Origin of the sequence: Microcella daejeonensis (genome assembly GCF_026625045.1) — a bacterium.
GTDB classification, from domain to species: Bacteria; Actinomycetota; Actinomycetes; order Actinomycetales; family Microbacteriaceae; genus Microcella; species Microcella daejeonensis.
On the sequence record NZ_CP113089.1, the window covers coordinates 2,194,048 to 2,209,058 of the forward strand.

General features: G+C 71.8%; 13 protein-coding genes. 8 read left to right on the top strand and 5 right to left on the bottom strand.

Going from position 1 to position 15,011, the window contains the following annotated elements; genetic code table 11:
- The first annotated feature begins 295 nt into the window (after positions 1-295).
- Complete coding sequence (locus OVN18_RS10630; protein WP_267780751.1) at positions 296-2,428, top strand: DEAD/DEAH box helicase; 2,133 nt, start codon at positions 296-298, stop codon at positions 2,426-2,428.
- Positions 2,429-2,478: 50 nt separating this feature from the next.
- On the opposite strand, the gene OVN18_RS10635 is transcribed toward OVN18_RS10630, so the two are convergent.
- From OVN18_RS10635 to OVN18_RS10645, 3 genes are read right to left on the bottom strand one after another with little or no spacing between them, the layout of a single operon-like run.
- The gene (locus OVN18_RS10635; RefSeq protein WP_267780752.1) at positions 2,479-3,801 is read right to left on the bottom strand and encodes a maltokinase N-terminal cap-like domain-containing protein; all 1,323 of its coding nucleotides are present in this window, start codon (positions 3,799-3,801) and stop codon (positions 2,479-2,481) included.
- A gap of 55 nt (positions 3,802-3,856) precedes the next feature.
- A complete protein-coding gene (locus OVN18_RS10640) occupies positions 3,857-4,732 on the bottom strand; it encodes an aminotransferase class IV (RefSeq protein WP_267780753.1) in 876 nt (291 codons plus the stop codon).
- A 57-nt stretch (positions 4,733-4,789) separates the two neighbouring features.
- On the bottom strand, positions 4,790-5,017 hold the full coding sequence (locus OVN18_RS10645; protein WP_267780755.1) for a hypothetical protein: 228 nt from the start codon (positions 5,015-5,017) through the stop codon (positions 4,790-4,792).
- A gap of 198 nt (positions 5,018-5,215) precedes the next feature.
- Here OVN18_RS10645 and OVN18_RS10650 point away from each other — a divergent pair, with 198 nt between their 5' ends.
- The 4 genes from OVN18_RS10650 to OVN18_RS10665 are packed head-to-tail and all read left to right on the top strand — an operon-like array spanning position 5,216 to position 9,520.
- Entirely contained in the window at positions 5,216-6,289 is a 1,074-nt protein-coding gene (locus OVN18_RS10650) for a 2-keto-3-deoxygluconate permease (protein ID WP_267780757.1), read from the top strand.
- Between the two features lie 22 nt (positions 6,290-6,311).
- Positions 6,312-7,595 (top strand): four-carbon acid sugar kinase family protein, encoded by a 1,284-nt coding sequence (locus tag OVN18_RS10655; protein WP_267780758.1) that lies wholly within the window; start codon positions 6,312-6,314, stop codon positions 7,593-7,595.
- The gene (pdxA, locus tag OVN18_RS10660; protein WP_267780759.1) at positions 7,592-8,644 is read left to right on the top strand and encodes a 4-hydroxythreonine-4-phosphate dehydrogenase PdxA; all 1,053 of its coding nucleotides are present in this window, start codon (positions 7,592-7,594) and stop codon (positions 8,642-8,644) included. The genes OVN18_RS10655 and pdxA overlap by 4 nt, the downstream gene beginning before the upstream one ends.
- A 33-nt stretch (positions 8,645-8,677) precedes the next feature.
- Positions 8,678-9,520 carry a GntR family transcriptional regulator gene (locus OVN18_RS10665; RefSeq protein WP_267783010.1) on the top strand — a complete coding sequence of 281 codons (843 nt, stop codon included), beginning with the start codon at positions 8,678-8,680 and terminating at the stop codon, positions 9,518-9,520.
- A 17-nt stretch (positions 9,521-9,537) separates the two neighbouring features.
- On the opposite strand, the gene OVN18_RS10670 is transcribed toward OVN18_RS10665, so the two are convergent.
- Entirely contained in the window at positions 9,538-10,239 is a 702-nt protein-coding gene (locus OVN18_RS10670; protein WP_267780760.1) for a Pr6Pr family membrane protein, read from the bottom strand.
- Between the two features lie 46 nt (positions 10,240-10,285).
- Here OVN18_RS10670 and OVN18_RS10675 point away from each other — a divergent pair, with 46 nt between their 5' ends.
- Complete coding sequence (locus tag OVN18_RS10675) at positions 10,286-10,780, top strand: 8-oxo-dGTP diphosphatase (RefSeq protein WP_267783012.1); 495 nt, start codon at positions 10,286-10,288, stop codon at positions 10,778-10,780.
- Positions 10,781-10,826: 46 nt separating this feature from the next.
- On the top strand, positions 10,827-11,732 hold the full coding sequence (locus tag OVN18_RS10680) for an aldo/keto reductase (RefSeq protein WP_267780762.1): 906 nt from the start codon (positions 10,827-10,829) through the stop codon (positions 11,730-11,732).
- A 3-nt stretch (positions 11,733-11,735) separates the two neighbouring features.
- Here the strand turns inward: OVN18_RS10680 and OVN18_RS10685 are convergent, their stop codons facing one another.
- Positions 11,736-13,931 (bottom strand): S9 family peptidase, encoded by a 2,196-nt coding sequence (locus OVN18_RS10685; protein WP_267780763.1) that lies wholly within the window; start codon positions 13,929-13,931, stop codon positions 11,736-11,738.
- Between the two features lie 113 nt (positions 13,932-14,044).
- On the opposite strand from OVN18_RS10685, the gene OVN18_RS10690 reads away from it, so the two are divergent.
- Positions 14,045-14,971, top strand: a complete 927-nt coding sequence (locus tag OVN18_RS10690) for a J domain-containing protein (RefSeq protein ID WP_267780764.1) — start codon at positions 14,045-14,047, stop codon at positions 14,969-14,971.
- The last annotated feature ends 40 nt before the right edge of the window (positions 14,972-15,011 follow it).

The window sequence follows — 15,011 nt, forward strand, 5'->3', positions numbered from 1 at the left end:
GCGCGCCCGCGTCGCCGCGGAGCGCGGAGAGGCGTAGACTGACCGTCAGCTTCTGCAGCCCACCGTGTCGTTCTCGACCGGGTCAGGGCTCGGGAGCCGGGCTCCGCGCACCACGGCGGGGCCGTTGCAGTCGGGACACGGTCCACGGACACGGTCCACGCATGACACGGATCACCCACGCGTGCCGGTGCCGGCGCGTCGTCGAGAGGATGCTCTGCCTCCGCTCGGGACGCCCTGTCACCCGCACCCCGCATGCCCCCGGTCGTCGCACCGGGAGCGTCCTTCGAGGAGGAGCATGGCCCAGACCGGCCAGCGTCAGAAGTCGCGCAAGAGCGCGGGCACCCCCGCACGGCGACGCCGCCCGCTCGACGAGCAGGGCATCATCCCGATCCTCGCGCGCGCCGTGCGCGAGGTGGAGAGCGCCGCCGAGCGCGGGGGCAAGGTGAGCGGCTCGAACCGCGTCAAGTTCCAGGTGGCGGCGCTGCTCGTGCGCGAGGAGCGCGCGCGCGTCAAGGAGGACCGCGAGGTGCCCGAGGGCGAGCGCGCCGAGGTGCTCAAGCGCCTCGACGGTCTCGCGGGCATCATGGCGAAGACCGCCGCGCGCGACACGACGCTCATCGCGCTGCTCGCGCCCGAGGCGAAGATCTCGGACACCGCGAAGATGATGCGGCGCGACATGCTGCTCGCCTCCGGCGCCGAGCTCGAGCCCGACGATCTCATCATCGTGAGCGAGCCCGAGGCGGCGAAGCCCGAGGCCGCCAAGCAGGTGCTGCCCCCGTCGGTGCAGCGCGCGCAGCTCGCGAACCCGTTCCTCGCCCCGGACTTCTCCGCCCTCGCGGCGGAGCCGAAGCCGGCGACCGCCCGGCTCTCGAACTGGGAGCTCATCGAGCCGCTGTTCCGCTCGTTCGAGTACGGAGCGGGCGGCCAGTCCGCCAGCATGCCGCTGCCCGAGGCCGGCTCGCTCGTCACGCCGGGCGGCATGGAGCTCATGCGCCACCAGGCGCGGCTCATCGAGGCCGTCCGCGCGGGTCACCGCAGCTTCCTCCTCGCCGACGAGCCCGGACTCGGCAAGACCGCCCAGGCGCTCATGGCCGCGAACGTCGCCGGCGCCTTCCCGCTCCTCGTCGTGGTGCCGAACGTCGTCAAGACGAACTGGGCGCGCGAGGTCCAGCGCTGGATCCCGGGGCGCACCTCGACGGTCGTGCACGGCGACGGCGACGACCTCGACGCCTTCAGCGACGTCATCATCGTCAACTACGAGATCCTCGACCGCCACGTCGGCTGGCTCGGGCGCTTCGGGTTCAAGGGCATGGTCGTCGACGAGGCGCACTTCATCAAGAACGCGACCTCGCAGCGCTCGCGCCACGTGCAGAATCTCGCGCAGAGCATCCGCACGCTCAATCCGCGCGCGCTCATGATGGCGCTCACCGGCACGCCTCTCATCAACCAGATCGAGGACTTCCGCATGATCTGGAAGTTCCTCGGATGGATCGACGACAAGAAGCCGCTCGGTCGCCTCATGCTGCGGCTCGAGGAGAGCGGGCTGACCCCCGCGGATCCGGGCTTCTTCGCCGAGGCCCGGCGCAGCGTCATCGAGATGGGCATCGTGCGGCGCAAGAAGGTCGACGTCGCCGCCGACATCCCCGCCCGTCGCATCGCCGACATCCCCGTCGAGCTCGATGACGAGTACGGCCGATCGATCCGCGCCTCCGAGCGCGCTCTCGTCGCCCGTCTGGTCGAGCGCTACGACCGCGTCGTCGCCGCGCGCGACACCGCGCCGGTCGGCATCGACGAGGATCTCGTGCGCCTCGTCGCGCACTCCGAGCTCGAGGAGTCGAAGGGCTCGACGAACGGCGACAACGTGTTCACGCTCGTGCGCCGCATCGGTACGGCGAAGGCCGTGCTGGCCGCCGACTACACGGCGCAGCTCGCCCGCAACGTCGGCAAGGTGGTCTTCTTCGCCAAGCACATCGACGTGATGGATGCCGCGGAGGCGCACTTCGCGCAGGCCGGTCTGCGGGCCGTCAGCATCCGCGGCGATCAGAGCACGAAGGCCAGGCAGGAGGCGATCGACGCCTTCACGAACGATCCCGACGTCGCCGTGATCGTCTGCTCGCTCTCGGCCGCCGGCGTCGGCATCAATCTGCAGGCCGCCTCGAACGTCGTGCTCGCCGAGCTCTCGTGGACCTCGGCCGAGCAGACGCAGGCGATCGACCGGGTGCACCGCATCGGCCAGGAGCTGCCGGTCACGGCATGGCGCATCCTCGCCGCGCAGACCATCGACGCCCGCATCGCCGACCTCATCGACTCGAAGGCGGGCCTCGCCGCCCGCGCTCTCGACGGCTCGGACGAGGCCGTCGTGCAGGAGGGCACGGTGCAGCTGCAGGCGCTGCAGGCCCTGCTCATGGAGGCGCTCCGCCGCCGCTGAGGCCCTCGCGGGCGAGGCGGCGGTGCCGCGATCGCGCGGGCGCCCCGACCTTAGGGTCGGGCGCTCGCGCGCTCCGCCGAGACGAGGTGCCGCACCGCCGCGAGCGGGATGGGCAGCCACGCCGGGCGGTTGCGCGCCTCGTACATCGCCTCGTAGACGGCCTTGTCGAGCTCGAAGGCGTCGAGCAGCGCACGGTGCGCCCGCAGATCGATCTCGCTCTCGCGGATGTAGCCGTCGAGGAAGGCCGCGCGGGCCCGGTGCGACCACCCGGTGTCGACGGTCTCGCGCGCCGCGGCATCGGCCGCAGTGTTGAGGCGCGAGCCGACGACGTAGTCGAAGGAGCGCAGCATTCCGGCCACGTCGCGCAGCGGCGAATCGACCCGGGTGCGCTCCTCGAGCGGGCGCAGCGGCTCGCCCTCGAAGTCGACGAGAACCCATTCCCCCGAGGAGCGCCGCAGCACCTGCCCCAGGTGGAAGTCGCCGTGGATGCGCTGCAGGGCGGGCCACGGCGCATCCTGGGCGGCGTCGTACACGGCCTCGATCGCGGGGCGCAGTTCGCGCAGCGCGGGCACGTCCGAGGTCGCGACGGCGAGCCGCTGGTGCCAGCCCGCGACGAAGCCGACGATGTCACCGAGCGTCGCCGGGCGGACGGGCATGGCTTCGGCGAGCCCCCGGTGCACCACCGCGGTGGTGCGGCCGAGCCGCTCGGCCTCGACGGTGAACTCGTCCCCGCGGGCGGCGGTCTCGAGCGCGAGCTCCCACCCGTCGCGCACGTCCTGCACGAACTCCTGGGCGAAGGCGAGGTGCCCGGTCTCGGTGCGCGAGCTGCGGTGCGGGTCGTCCCAGTGGGCGGTCACCGAGCCGAGCATCCTCGGCACCTGCCGGTAGCCGCGCGAGGTGAGCGCGGAGGGGAGGGTCACGTCGGGGTTCTCGCCCGCGTGCACCAGGCGGAAGATCTTGGCGACGAGGGGCGCCTCACCGCCCTGATCGAAGATGATCGAGGTGTTCGACTGCTCGCCGGCGTGCACCCGCGAGTGCTCGTCGCCGCGGTGCACGTGCATGCGCCGCAGCAGTGCGCTGGTGTACGCGGGGTCGTGCGCGCCGTCGAAGAGGTAGTCGTCGTTCTCGTCCCGGCCGATGAGGTAGGGCCCCATGCCCTTCGGCACCGTCCGACGCGCCACGACGGGGACGTGGTACAGCGAGGGCGGATTGTTCGCCAGGTCGCGGAGGATGTGCACCACGATGCGGGCGTCCTCGTCGGGCGAGGCCCAGTTCTCGGAGCTCACATCGACGAGGTTCGGCACCCGGCCCTTGCCGGCGTACCACCGCTGCCGCGTCATCCAGTCGGTGAGGCAGTCCACGGTCGTGTTCATACCTCGACACTACGCCGGGCATCCCTCGCACGCACGAGCAATGCACCGGGAACGCTCAGGAGCGGCGCGAGCGGAGGAAGCCGTTCATCGCCGCCGTGAGCCCCGCGTCCACGGGGGTCGCGGCGCCGTCGACCGCGCGGATCGGGGCGGCCAGGCGCAGGCTCGAGACGAGCCATGCGGACTCGGCGGTGCGCAGATCGTCGGGCCGCAGCACGTCGACGCGCGCATCGAGACCCCAATCGCGGGCGGCGCTGAACAGGTCGTGCTGCGTCGTGCCGGGCAGGATGCCGAGAGCGGCCGGCGGGGTCACGAGCGCGCGGTCGTGCAGCACGATGAGCGTCGACGTCGGGCCCTCGAGCAGCAGCCCGTCGCTCGACACGAACAGGGCGTCATCGGCGCCGCGGCGCTGCGCCTCGCGCACGGCGGCCTTGTTCACGGCGTAGGAGAGCGTCTTGGCGCCCGCGAGCAGCCACGGGGCCGTCTCGGCGACATCGCTGCGCAGGCCCCGGTCGAGCAGTGCCACGGCGACGCCCTCGGTGCGCTCGCGGCGGAAGTCGGGCGAGACCGAGCCGTAGGCCCAGCCCGTCGGGGTGCTGCCGCCCTCGATGCCGCGGCTGATGACGGTCTTGACCCAGGCCTCCTCGTGCCCCGCGAGCGCCTCGGCGATCGCGTGCACCGCATCGCCCCAGAGTCCGGCATCGGGCTCGGGCAGGTCGAGCATGCGCGCGGAGCGGGCGAAGCGGTCGAGGTGGGCGTCGAGCGCCTGCGGATGCCCGGACCCGACGCTGATCGTCTCGAAGACGCCATCGCCGCGGGTCACCGAGGCGTCGAGCACGCTGAGCTGAGGGGCGTCCGCCTCGGCGGGCAGCAGCCCGGTGGCGTGGCCCTCCTGATCGTGGGAGACGAGGATGAGGTGCTGGGGCGTGCTCATAGGACCAATCGTGCCAGCTTGTCCCAGCGCTCGCCGGATCGCGCGTCCAGTGATCCGTCAGAGCGTCGGGGTGTCGAACGTGTGCCCGCAGTGCTCATTGCGGCACTCGAACGACGGTCGTACGGGGGAATGCACCTGGCCTCCCAGCGCGATCTCGCCGCGCAAGGCTGCGCGGATATGGTGCGGGCCTGGGTAGCCGTAGACGATCGGCAACGGTGCGACGGTGCCGCAGTCCGGGCAGTGGGTGCTCTCGAGATCGCGATCCGCCGTCCCCTGGTTCGTCATTCGTACAGTGCATCGCACTGCGACGACATCGGTCAAACCGGTCGACCGCGGAGGCAACGGCTTATCCCGGGCGGGGTCACGGGAACACCCGGAGGGAGCAGGAAAATTGACTTCCTTGGCACGAACTGTAAAAGTAGGACCAATTGTACGTACATACGGGCGATGCCCCTCGACCCCATCGAAGGAGATGGAATCACCATGGCTGCAGGATCGCGACTCTCGGTTCCCCTCTACGACGGCATGAACAGGATCCCGGGTGGGCTCATGCTCATCCCGCTCATCCTCGGTTCGATCGTCGGCACCTTCTTCGCCGATGCGCTGGCCATCGGCAGCTTCACGACGGCGCTGTTCCAGAACAGTGCGCTGCCTCTGATCGCCCTGCTGATCTTCGCCACGGGAACGCAGGTCACTGCGCGCACGACCGGTCCGGTACTCGCCCACGCGGGCGTCGTGCTGCTGACCAAGTCGCTCATCCCGGCTGCCCTCGTGATCGGGATCGGGCTCCTCGTCGGTCTCGACGGGATCCTGGGCGTGTCGATCCTCGCGTTGCTCGTCGCGGTCGACAACAGCAACGGCGGGCTCTGGCTGGCCTTCACGGGACGCTACGGCGACTACCGCGATCGAGGTGCGTACATCGCTTCCGCGGTGAACGACGGACCCTTCCTGAGCCTGCTGTTCCTCGGCGCCTCCGGCCTCGCCGACATCCCCCTGCTCGCCCTCGTCGGCGCGGTCGTGCCCTTCGTCCTCGGCATGATCGTCGGTAACCTCGACCCGAAGTGGAAGAACGTGCTCCTCCCGGTGCCGGCCATCGTCATCCCCTTCTTCGCCTTCGCCCTCGGCACCGGAATCAACCTCGGCAACGTCGTCGCCGGTGGCGCGCAGGGGCTGATCGTGGGTCTGATCGTCGCTCCATTTACCGGATTCCTCGTGTACCTCGGTTACCGGTTCCTGCTGCGCCGGGGCCGCAAGAGCGGTCTGGGATTCGCCGCGGGGACGACGGCGGGCAACGCGATCGCCACTCCGGCGATCGTCGGGGCCATCGACGAGCGCTTTGCTCCGTACGTCGAGGTCGCGACCGCGCAGGTGGCCGCCTCAGTGCTCGTCACCGCGATCCTCGCGCCGCTCATCGCCTCCCTCGTGCTCAAGCGCAATGGGGCGCTCACATCGCCCGAAGAGGAGCAGTCGGCCGAGGCGGACGACCACTCCATCGTGCGAGGCGGCGCGGAACGGCGCGCCGACGGAGCGGCAGCGCATGACGAACCGAAGCTCTGAGGTGGATGACGCCAGTAGTGCGGTGACCGTCCTCGTGGCCGCTGACGATCTGACGGGTGCGAACGATACCGCGGTTCAGTTCGCGCGGCGCGGATGGAACACGCGCATCCAGCTCGACGGCGGGTCCTCTCGCTCCGCACCCTCGGGGGCGCCTCTCGTCATCGCGATCTTGACCGACAGCCGAGCACTGGCTCCGGTCGACGCCGCCCGGTCGGTCCACGATGCCGTGGACGCGGCGCATGAGGCCGGTCTGCTCTACCTCAAGGTCGACTCCACCCTGCGCGGCAGCATCGCGGGGCAGATCGCGGGGGCGCTCGAGGGGTGGAGTGCTCGGCATCCCGGGGCGTTCGCCGTGGTGTGTCCGGCGTACCCGGCGATGGGGCGCACGGTGGTGGCCGGCCAGCTGCTCGTGGGCGGCGTGCCGGTGTCGATGACCGCCGCGGGCACCGACCCCGTCACCCCCGTCGCCTCGAGCGACATCCTCGACCTCGTGCGCGGATCACGGCGAGCCCTCGTCGACGAGATCGACGGGGCAGCGGCGGGCGATGTGCTGATCCTCGACGCGGCCGATGACGGCGACTTGCGGGCGATCGCCGCTCGAATAGCGGCGATCGGGCCGCGCGCCGTCCCGGTCGGTTCCGCCGGACTCGCCATCGCCGTCGCCGAGAGCTGGGCCGCGCTCGACGAGCATGGACCGCAGAACCCGTTCCCCGCGGCGGGACGCCGGCCGCTCTCGGCAACGGGGCTTCATCTCGTGCAGGTGACCTCCCTCCACGACGTGGCACGCTCGCAGGCGACCGCGCTCGCGGAGCGCCCGGGCACGATCGTCGTCGACCTGACCCTCGAGGACATCACCGACGGCAGCGCGACCGGGCGCCTCCGGTGCGCGGTCGTCAGTGCCGACGCGTCGTCCATCCTACTCGTCCGTCCGCCGGAGATGCGGGACCCGCGTGCGGGCACCGCGGCGGCGCAGGAGATCGCCGAGGCGATGGGGGATGCCGTGGCGACGATCGTGCGCGAGGGCGGGGTCGCGCGCCTCGGGCTCGTCGGAGGCGACGGCGCCAGGGCGGCGTTGCGCTCGCTCGGAGTCGGGTCGCTCACGGTGACCGGCGCGGCAGCGGAGGGAGTGCCGCTGTCGATGGCCGATGACGGCGACGCGCCCGGCATCATCATCTGGACCAAAGCGGGTGGTTTCGGGGAGCACAGAGTCCTCCTCGACATCACCGCGACACCCACCATCACCACCATCGGCGGCACCGCCGACGCCGCACCAGCGGCGTACTCGATCTCTCGGGAGGATCATTGACCACCGCAGCAGTCCCCACACTCGCCGTCACCCTGGGTGATGTGGCAGGAATCGGCCCGGAGATCCTCGCCCGCGCCCTCCTGCAGCACCCCGAGCTCCGGGAGCGCTGCGTGCCCGTCGTGATCGGCGATGCCGACGCGATGCGGCGCGGCGCGCGCATCGCGGGCCTCGACCCCGACGCCGTCCGGGTGATCGCCGATCCCCGAGAGGCGACGAACGACCCCGCGCTCATCGAGCTCGTCCAGACCGGGCCGAGCCTCGGCGACGTGCCGGTCGGCGAGCTCTCAGCGGAGGCCGGCGACGGCGCGTACCGGTTCGTCGTCGAAGCGTGCCGGCTCGCCAAGGAGGGATCGGTCGATGGGATCGTCACACCCCCGCTGAACAAGGCGGCCATGCACATGGGAGGACACGCATTCCCCGGGCACACCGAACTGCTCGCCCACGAGTTCGGCGTCGAGGACTACTCGCTGGTGCTCTCCGCCGGCGACCTCTACCTGTTCCACCTGACGACCCACGTCTCCCTCCGACGAGCTATCGACGACGTGACTCCCGAACGTACCGACGCCGTCCTGCGCCTCGTCGGGGCGTTCGCGGAATCCCTCGGTAGATCGGACGAGCCCATCGGAGTCGCCGGTCTCAACCCGCACGCCGGGGAGAACCGCCTGTTCGGCGACGAGGACGCCGACGTGCTCGCGCCGGCCGTGGAGCGGGCCCGGGCCGCGGGCGTCAACGCTCACGGGCCGATCGCCGCCGACGCCCTCATCCCGCAGGCCGTGAAGGGTCGCTGGAAGCTCGTCATCGTCTGCTATCACGATCAGGGTCACGCCCCTTTCAAGGCGGTCTACGGCGACGACGGGGTGAACATCACGGTGGGTCTGCCGGTGGTGCGGGTGTCGGTCGATCACGGAACCGCGTTCGACATCGCCGGTCAGGGCATCGCCCGCGAAGGCTCTCTCGTGCTCGCGATGCAGCGCGCGGCGGAACTCGCTCCCGGGTGGGATCACGTGTGGCGCACGTCGCAGGCGAGCGCGGGGTCGCCGCCCTCCTGACGCTTCGGTGGCTAGCATGAGGCGGTGACCGCGATGGATGCTCCCGACCACGGGGCGCTCGACCCGAACTCCCGCGAGCCCCTCCACGCGCAGGTCGCCGCGGTGCTGCGCGAGCTGATCAACGATCGCGACATCCTGCCGGGCGAGGCCCTCCCGACGGAGGCGGAACTGCAGCAGCGGTTCTCCATCTCCCGCTCGGTCGCGCGGCAGGCGATGACCACGCTGGTGAGCGAGGGGCTGGTGCTGCGCGGTCGCGGTCGCGGATCGGTCGTCGCTCCGGAGAGGCAGCACCACCGCATCGTCGACAGCGCCGCAGGTCTCTACAGTCAGATCGGGTCGACGGGCGCTCGACTGCGAACGGAGATCCTGCACCTCGGGGAGGAGCGAGCGCCCCGAGCGGTTCCCGCTCTCGGCGGGGGCGACGCGGTGAGGCTCGAGCGACTGCGGTCGATTGATGGAACGCCGAGCGCGGTCATCCGCACCTGGCTGCCCCTGCGCTTCGGCAACGGACTGACGGTCGACGACCTCACAGACGCATCCCTGCACGCCCTGCTCGCTGAACGGCACGGCATCATCGTCGACGGTGGCAGCAGGCAGGTGCGCGCCGTCGCGGCGGATGCCCAGCTCGCAGGCCTGCTCGGCGTGCGCCCCGGTGCGCCTCTTCTCCTGCTCGAGGGACTCACCCGGACTGCGGACGGCGACGTTCTCGAACACTTCGCGACCTGGCATCGCGGCGATCTCATCGCCTTCGATGTGGAGGTCGCCGCGAACACCCGCCTGGACGCGCCGGAGGCGCGGCAGCTCGCCGAGGCGATGCGCAAGGCTGCAGCGGGGCTCCTTGACGCCGCCGATCGGTGGGATCGCGGCGATCGCTGATCGGACTCGGCGGCTCGCTACTCAGCACCGCGGGAAGCACCACGGCGGTGCTGCCCCCGGGTCACGAGCACCGTGAGTGCGGCGAGCCCGATGATGAGCACGGCGATCCCGATGACGTAGCCGACGACCCCGCCGACGCCGTTCGGCCCATCCGGCTCGAGGAACGGGTACGGGTACCAGCCGTCGATCGCTCCGCGCACCATCGTGACCCCGACCCAGGCGAGCGGGAAGCTCACCGCGAGGCCGAGCGCGCCCCATCCCAGACGAGCGCGGGTCGGATTCACGAGGAACTCGAGGGCGATGTAGACGGGGATCCAGACGTGGAGCAGCTCGTTCGGCCAGACCGGGCCGACGTAGCCGTCGTCGTTCGGGATGCCCCGCAGCAGCACGTTGTACACGAGGCCCGTCACGACCGCGTAGGCCACCGCGCTCGCGCGCACCGCCGTGTACAGCAGCGTGTCCACCGGGCGCCGGAACGCCTCGACGCCCCCCGCGAGCAGCACCACGACGTTGATGAGCGCGGTCTGGATGGTGAAGAAGTGGAAGTACTCGTCGGCCTCGAAGCGACCGGCGGCGATCTGGTCGCTCACCTGCGTGATGACCGCGGCGAGCACGGCGAGCCCGGCGAGGGCGCTGAGCGCCCCGAGCCCGCGTCGAAGACTCCGCACCCCTGCACGGCTCATGACGGGCGAGGAGGCGTGGGCGGTCGTCGTCGGCACCTCGTCACCGTATCAACGCGGCCCTGCCTAGGCTGAGCGCGTGGCGATGTTCGAGGTGAGCGTGGTGTACCTCGTGCGCCCTCCGGCTGCGGGTCGGGATGCCCCCGCAGAGGTGCTGCTGGGCGAGAAGCTCACCGGCTTCGGCCGCGGCCGGCTCGTCGGCCCCGGCGGCAAGCTCGAGCCGGGGGAGTCGCCGACCGCCGCCGCGGTGCGCGAGGTCGCCGAGGAGGTGGGGGTGAGCATCCACGAGGCCGATCTCATGCCCATCGCCCGGATCGCCTACCCCTTCATCGATCGACCGCAGTGGTCGCAGTTCTCGCACGCCTTCGTCTGCGAGCGCTGGCAAGGGGAGCCGCGGGCGTCGACCGAGCTGGCACCGCGCTGGTTCCCGCGGGAGGAGCTGCCGCTCGACCGCATGTGGGCGGATGCGGTGCACTGGCTGCCGCGCGCGCTCGCGGGGGAGTTCGTCGAGGCGACGCTGACCTTCGGCGCGGGCGACGTCATGGTGGGCGCGGACTGGTCGGGCGCGCACGGCAGGTGAGCGAGTCTGGGAGGCGCCTCCAGACGGCCTGGATAGCGTTGTCCGCATGACTGATCTCGATTTCGGCCCCCTCGTGCTGGGCGGCAACACCTTCGGCTGGACCTCCTCGCGCGATGAGAGTTTCGCCGTGCTCGACGCCTTTGTGGCCGCGGGCGGACGCGCCATCGACACCGCCGACGTCTACTCGGCCTGGGCGCCGGGCAACAGCGGCGGCGAGTCCGAGACGATCCTCGGCGAGTGGCTCGCCTCGCGCGGCAACCGCGACCAGGTCTCCATCGCCACGAAGGTCTTCTCGCTCGAGGCGCGCCCCGGTCTGTCGCGCGACAACATCCGCGCAGCGGTGCGGGAGTCGCTCGAACGGCTGCAGACCGACTACCTCGACCTCTACTACGCCCACCGGGATGACGAGAGCGTGCCGCAGGAGGAGTACGTGCAGGCCTTCGCCGAGCTCGTCGAGGAGGGCCTGATCCGCCTCGTCGGCGCCTCCAACTTCAGCGCCGGGCGCCTGCGCACCGCGGTCGGCATCGCCAAGGAGCTCGGCATCGCCGGCTTCACCGTGGCGCAGGACGGCTACAGCCTCGTCAAGCGCGAGCTCGAGCACGATCTCGTGCCGACCCTGCTCGACCTCGACATCGTTGAGCTCCCCTACGGGGCCCTGCAGGGCGGGTTCCTCACCGGCAAGTACCGCCCCGGGGTGACGGTCGACTCCGCTCGCGCCGGCAACGCCTCGAAGCTCCTCGACATCCCCCGCAACCTCGAGCTGCTCGCGGTGCTCGACGACATCGCCGCCGTGCGCGGCGTCTCGGTCACCGCCGTCTCGCTCGCCTGGCTGCGCCAGCAGCCCGCGGTCGGCGCGCCGATCGCCTCGGCGCGCACCGTCGAGCAGCTGCCCGAGCTCGTGCAGTCGTTCGGTCTCGAGCTGACCGCCGACGAGCTCGCGCGCCTGGCCTGACCCCTACTCGGCCGACGCCGCCCCGGCCGCCGGCTCCGCTGCCGGGGCGGCGAGGCCGAGCACGTCGAGGATCCACGCGAGCTCGATCGCCCGCTGGTTCCACGCCGAGTAGCGGCCCGAGACGCCGCCGTGCCCTGCCTCCATCTCGCAGCGCATGATGACGTCGGCGCCGACCTCGCGCAGGCGCGCCACCCACTTCGCGGGCTCCACGTACAGCACGCGGGTGTCGTTGAGGCTCGTGACCGCGAGGATGCGGGGGTAGGGCTGCTCGGTGACGTTTTCGTAGGGCGAGTAGCCCTTCATGTAGGCGTAGACCTCCGCATCGTGCAGGGGGTCGCCCCACTCGTCCCATTCGATGACCGTGAGCGGCAGCGAGGGGTCGAGGATCGAGGTGAGCGGGTCGACGAAGGGCACGTCGGCGAGGATGCCGGCGAAGAGCTGCGGGGCGAGGTTCGCCACGGCGCCCATGAGCAGGCCGCCCGCGCTGCCGCCCTCCGCGACGAGCTGCTGCGGGCTGCTGACGCCGGAGTCGACGAGGTGCTGGGCGACGGCGACGAAGTCGGTGAACGTCGTGCGCTTCTGCAGCTTCTTGCCCGACTCGTACCACTGCCGACCCATCTCGCCGCCGCCGCGCACGTGCGCGATCGCGAAGACGACGCCGCGGTCGAGCAGCGTGAGCCGGGGGATCGAGAAGCCCGGATCCATGCTCGCCTCGTACGAGCCGTAGCCGTACAGCAGCGTCGGGCTCGGCACGGCGCCCGCCCCCACCGAGGCGGTCTCCTCCGTCACGTCGAGCGCGGGGGCGAGGCCCCGCTTCCAGACGAGCGAGATCGGGATGCGCGTGCCGTCGGCCGCGACCGCCCAATCGCGCCGCTCGGCGTACGCGGCAGGGTCGTACCCGCCGAGCACCGGCTGCCGCTTGAGCACCGTCCACTCGCCCGTCGCCACGGTGTAGTTGGCCACGGTCGCCGGCTCGACGAAGCTCGTGTACCCGACCCGCAGCATCGGCTGCCGCCACTCCGGATTCCCGCTCGCGCCGATCGACACGAGCCCCGCGCCGACCTCGAGCTCGACGAAGTCGACGGCCCGCGGGTCGGCGACGCCGGCGAGCGGCGCCACCGCGGTGCGCGGCATGCCCTCCCGTCGGGAGTCGAGCACGAGGAAGCCTTCGAAGGCGTCGACGCCCTCGACGCGGCGGCCGGGCACGTGCGGCACGACGGTGACGGCGTGCTCGGAGCGGGCATCCTCACCGATCGGCACCGCCACCACCTGGAAGTCGGGGGCGTCCTCGTTGTGGGTGATGAGCCACCAGTCGCGCCCGCCGATGACGGCGTGATCGACGTCGTACTCGACGTCGGCGGCGCGCGGCTGCACGATCGTGAACTCACCGGTCGGGTCGCTCGCGTCGAGGTACCGGGTCTCGCTCGTGACCGAGCTCGCGGCCTCGATCACGAGGTAGCGCTGCGACCGGGTGAGACCCGCGCCGACCCAGAACGAGTCGTCCGGCTCGTGGAACACCCGCACGTCGTCGGCGTGATCGGTGCCGACCTCGTGCCGCCAGACCGTGTCGGGCCGCCAGGAGTCGTCGACCGTGGAGTAGAAGACGAAGCGGCCGTCGGGGCTGAAGAAGGCGCCGGAGGCCGTGCCCTCGATGCTGTCGGGCAGCGTCTCGCCCGTCGCGAGATCGCGGATGCGCAGCACGTAGCGCTCGTCGCCCTCGGTGTCGACGGCGAAGAGCATGCGGTGCCCGTCGGGGGTGATGTCGAGGGAGCCGAGGCTGAAGAAGTCGTGGCCCTCGGCCTCGGCGTTCGCGTCGAGCACGATCTGCTCGCCCTCGCGCGGCTGGGAGGGGTCGTCGAGCGGCGGCGGGGGAGTCCAGTCCCCGGGCTCGGCGGGGATGCGGCACTGCACGGCGTACTGGCTGCCCTCGATCGTGCGGCCGTAGTACCACCAGTCGCCTTCGCGCACGGGGACGCCCATGTCGGTCTCGCGCACCCGGCCGCGGATCTCGGCGACGATGCGCTCGCGCAGCGGGTCGAGGTGCGCCGTGCGGGCCTCGGCGTAGGCGTTCTCGGCCGCGAGGTGGGCGAGCACCTCCGGATCCTCCTTGTCGCGCATCCACTCGTAGGGGTCGACCACGGTGTCGCCGTGGTGCGTGCGGGTCGTCGGGATCGTCTTGGCGAGGGGGGCGTCGGTCACCGCTCCAGCGTAGGCGGAGCATCCCGTGCCCCCGCCCGTGCCCTGGGGCTGCTGGCGCCCCCGCGCCCGCCGTGCAGTGAACACCGAAGACCGCTCGCTAGGCTCGTCGCACCATGAGCGAGTCCCCTCTCGCCGCGAACCCCTACGAGGTTCTCGGCGTCGCGCCCACCGCGAGCGACGACGACCTGAAGAAGGCGTACCGCCGGCGGCTGCGCGAGGCGCACCCCGACACCGGAGGATCCTCCGCGGAGTTCGACCGGGTGCAGCAGGCGTGGCAGCGCATCGGCACCGCGCAGGCGCGGCAGGCGTACGACGCGGGCGGCGACGCGTCGAGCGGCGGATCGGCCGCCTGGTCGTACGGAGCGGCAGGGGGCGGCGCTCGCCGCGGGGACACGCGCCCGAGCGCGAAGAGCAGCGGGCACCCCGGCGGCTGGTACCGCGAGCAGTACTTGCGGCTCATGCGCGAGTGGGCGGGTCGCGGCACGGAGCTCGAGGATCCCTACGATCCCCGCCTCGTGCGCACCGCCCCGCGCGAGATCAAGCACCTGCTGGCCGCCGCCGTCGCGGAGGAGCGCACGGCCACCGCGCTCGCCACGCTCGGCATGGGCTTCACGATCTGGCATGACGTCGTCGCCGGCCCGACCCCCGAGGACAAGGTCGACCACGTGGTGCTCGGCCCCACCGGGCTCTGGGCCGTGCTCAGCGAGGACTGGGGCTCGGAGGTGCGCGTCAAGCGCGGCGACCTCATCGGCGAGGGTCTCGCCCCGGGGGAGCGGCCCCTGCACCAGCTCGGCACCCGGGCGAAGGCGGTGGCCCGAGCTGCGAAGGCGCGATTCTCGGCCCTCGTGATCGTCGTGGAGGACGGCCAGGCGCCCGGCTCGCTCACCGAGCTCGGCAGCGTGCGCGGGGCGCAGGGGATGCTCGTGGAGCGCTCGCGCCTCGTCAACCTCATCCGCACGGGGCTGCCGGGCGTCGGCGTCGGGGGCACGGATCTCTTCGAGGTGCGCACCCGGCTGCAGTCGAGCATCCGCTTCGTCTGAGCCGCGAGGGCGGGCGCGACGGCGCGCGCTCCCAGGGGCT

Coding starts and splice junctions, on each gene's coding strand:
- OVN18_RS10630 (WP_267780751.1), top strand. CDS start 296: ATGGCCCAGACCGGCCAGCGTCAGAAGTCGCGCAAGAGCGCGGGCACC.
- OVN18_RS10635 (WP_267780752.1), bottom strand. CDS start 3,801: ATGAACACGACCGTGGACTGCCTCACCGACTGGATGACGCGGCAGCGG.
- OVN18_RS10640 (WP_267780753.1), bottom strand. CDS start 4,732: ATGAGCACGCCCCAGCACCTCATCCTCGTCTCCCACGATCAGGAGGGC.
- OVN18_RS10645 (WP_267780755.1), bottom strand. CDS start 5,017: ATGACGAACCAGGGGACGGCGGATCGCGATCTCGAGAGCACCCACTGC.
- OVN18_RS10650 (WP_267780757.1), top strand. CDS start 5,216: ATGGCTGCAGGATCGCGACTCTCGGTTCCCCTCTACGACGGCATGAAC.
- OVN18_RS10665 (WP_267783010.1), top strand. CDS start 8,678: ATGGATGCTCCCGACCACGGGGCGCTCGACCCGAACTCCCGCGAGCCC.
- OVN18_RS10675 (WP_267783012.1), top strand. CDS start 10,286: ATGTTCGAGGTGAGCGTGGTGTACCTCGTGCGCCCTCCGGCTGCGGGT.
- OVN18_RS10680 (WP_267780762.1), top strand. CDS start 10,827: ATGACTGATCTCGATTTCGGCCCCCTCGTGCTGGGCGGCAACACCTTC.
- OVN18_RS10690 (WP_267780764.1), top strand. CDS start 14,045: ATGAGCGAGTCCCCTCTCGCCGCGAACCCCTACGAGGTTCTCGGCGTC.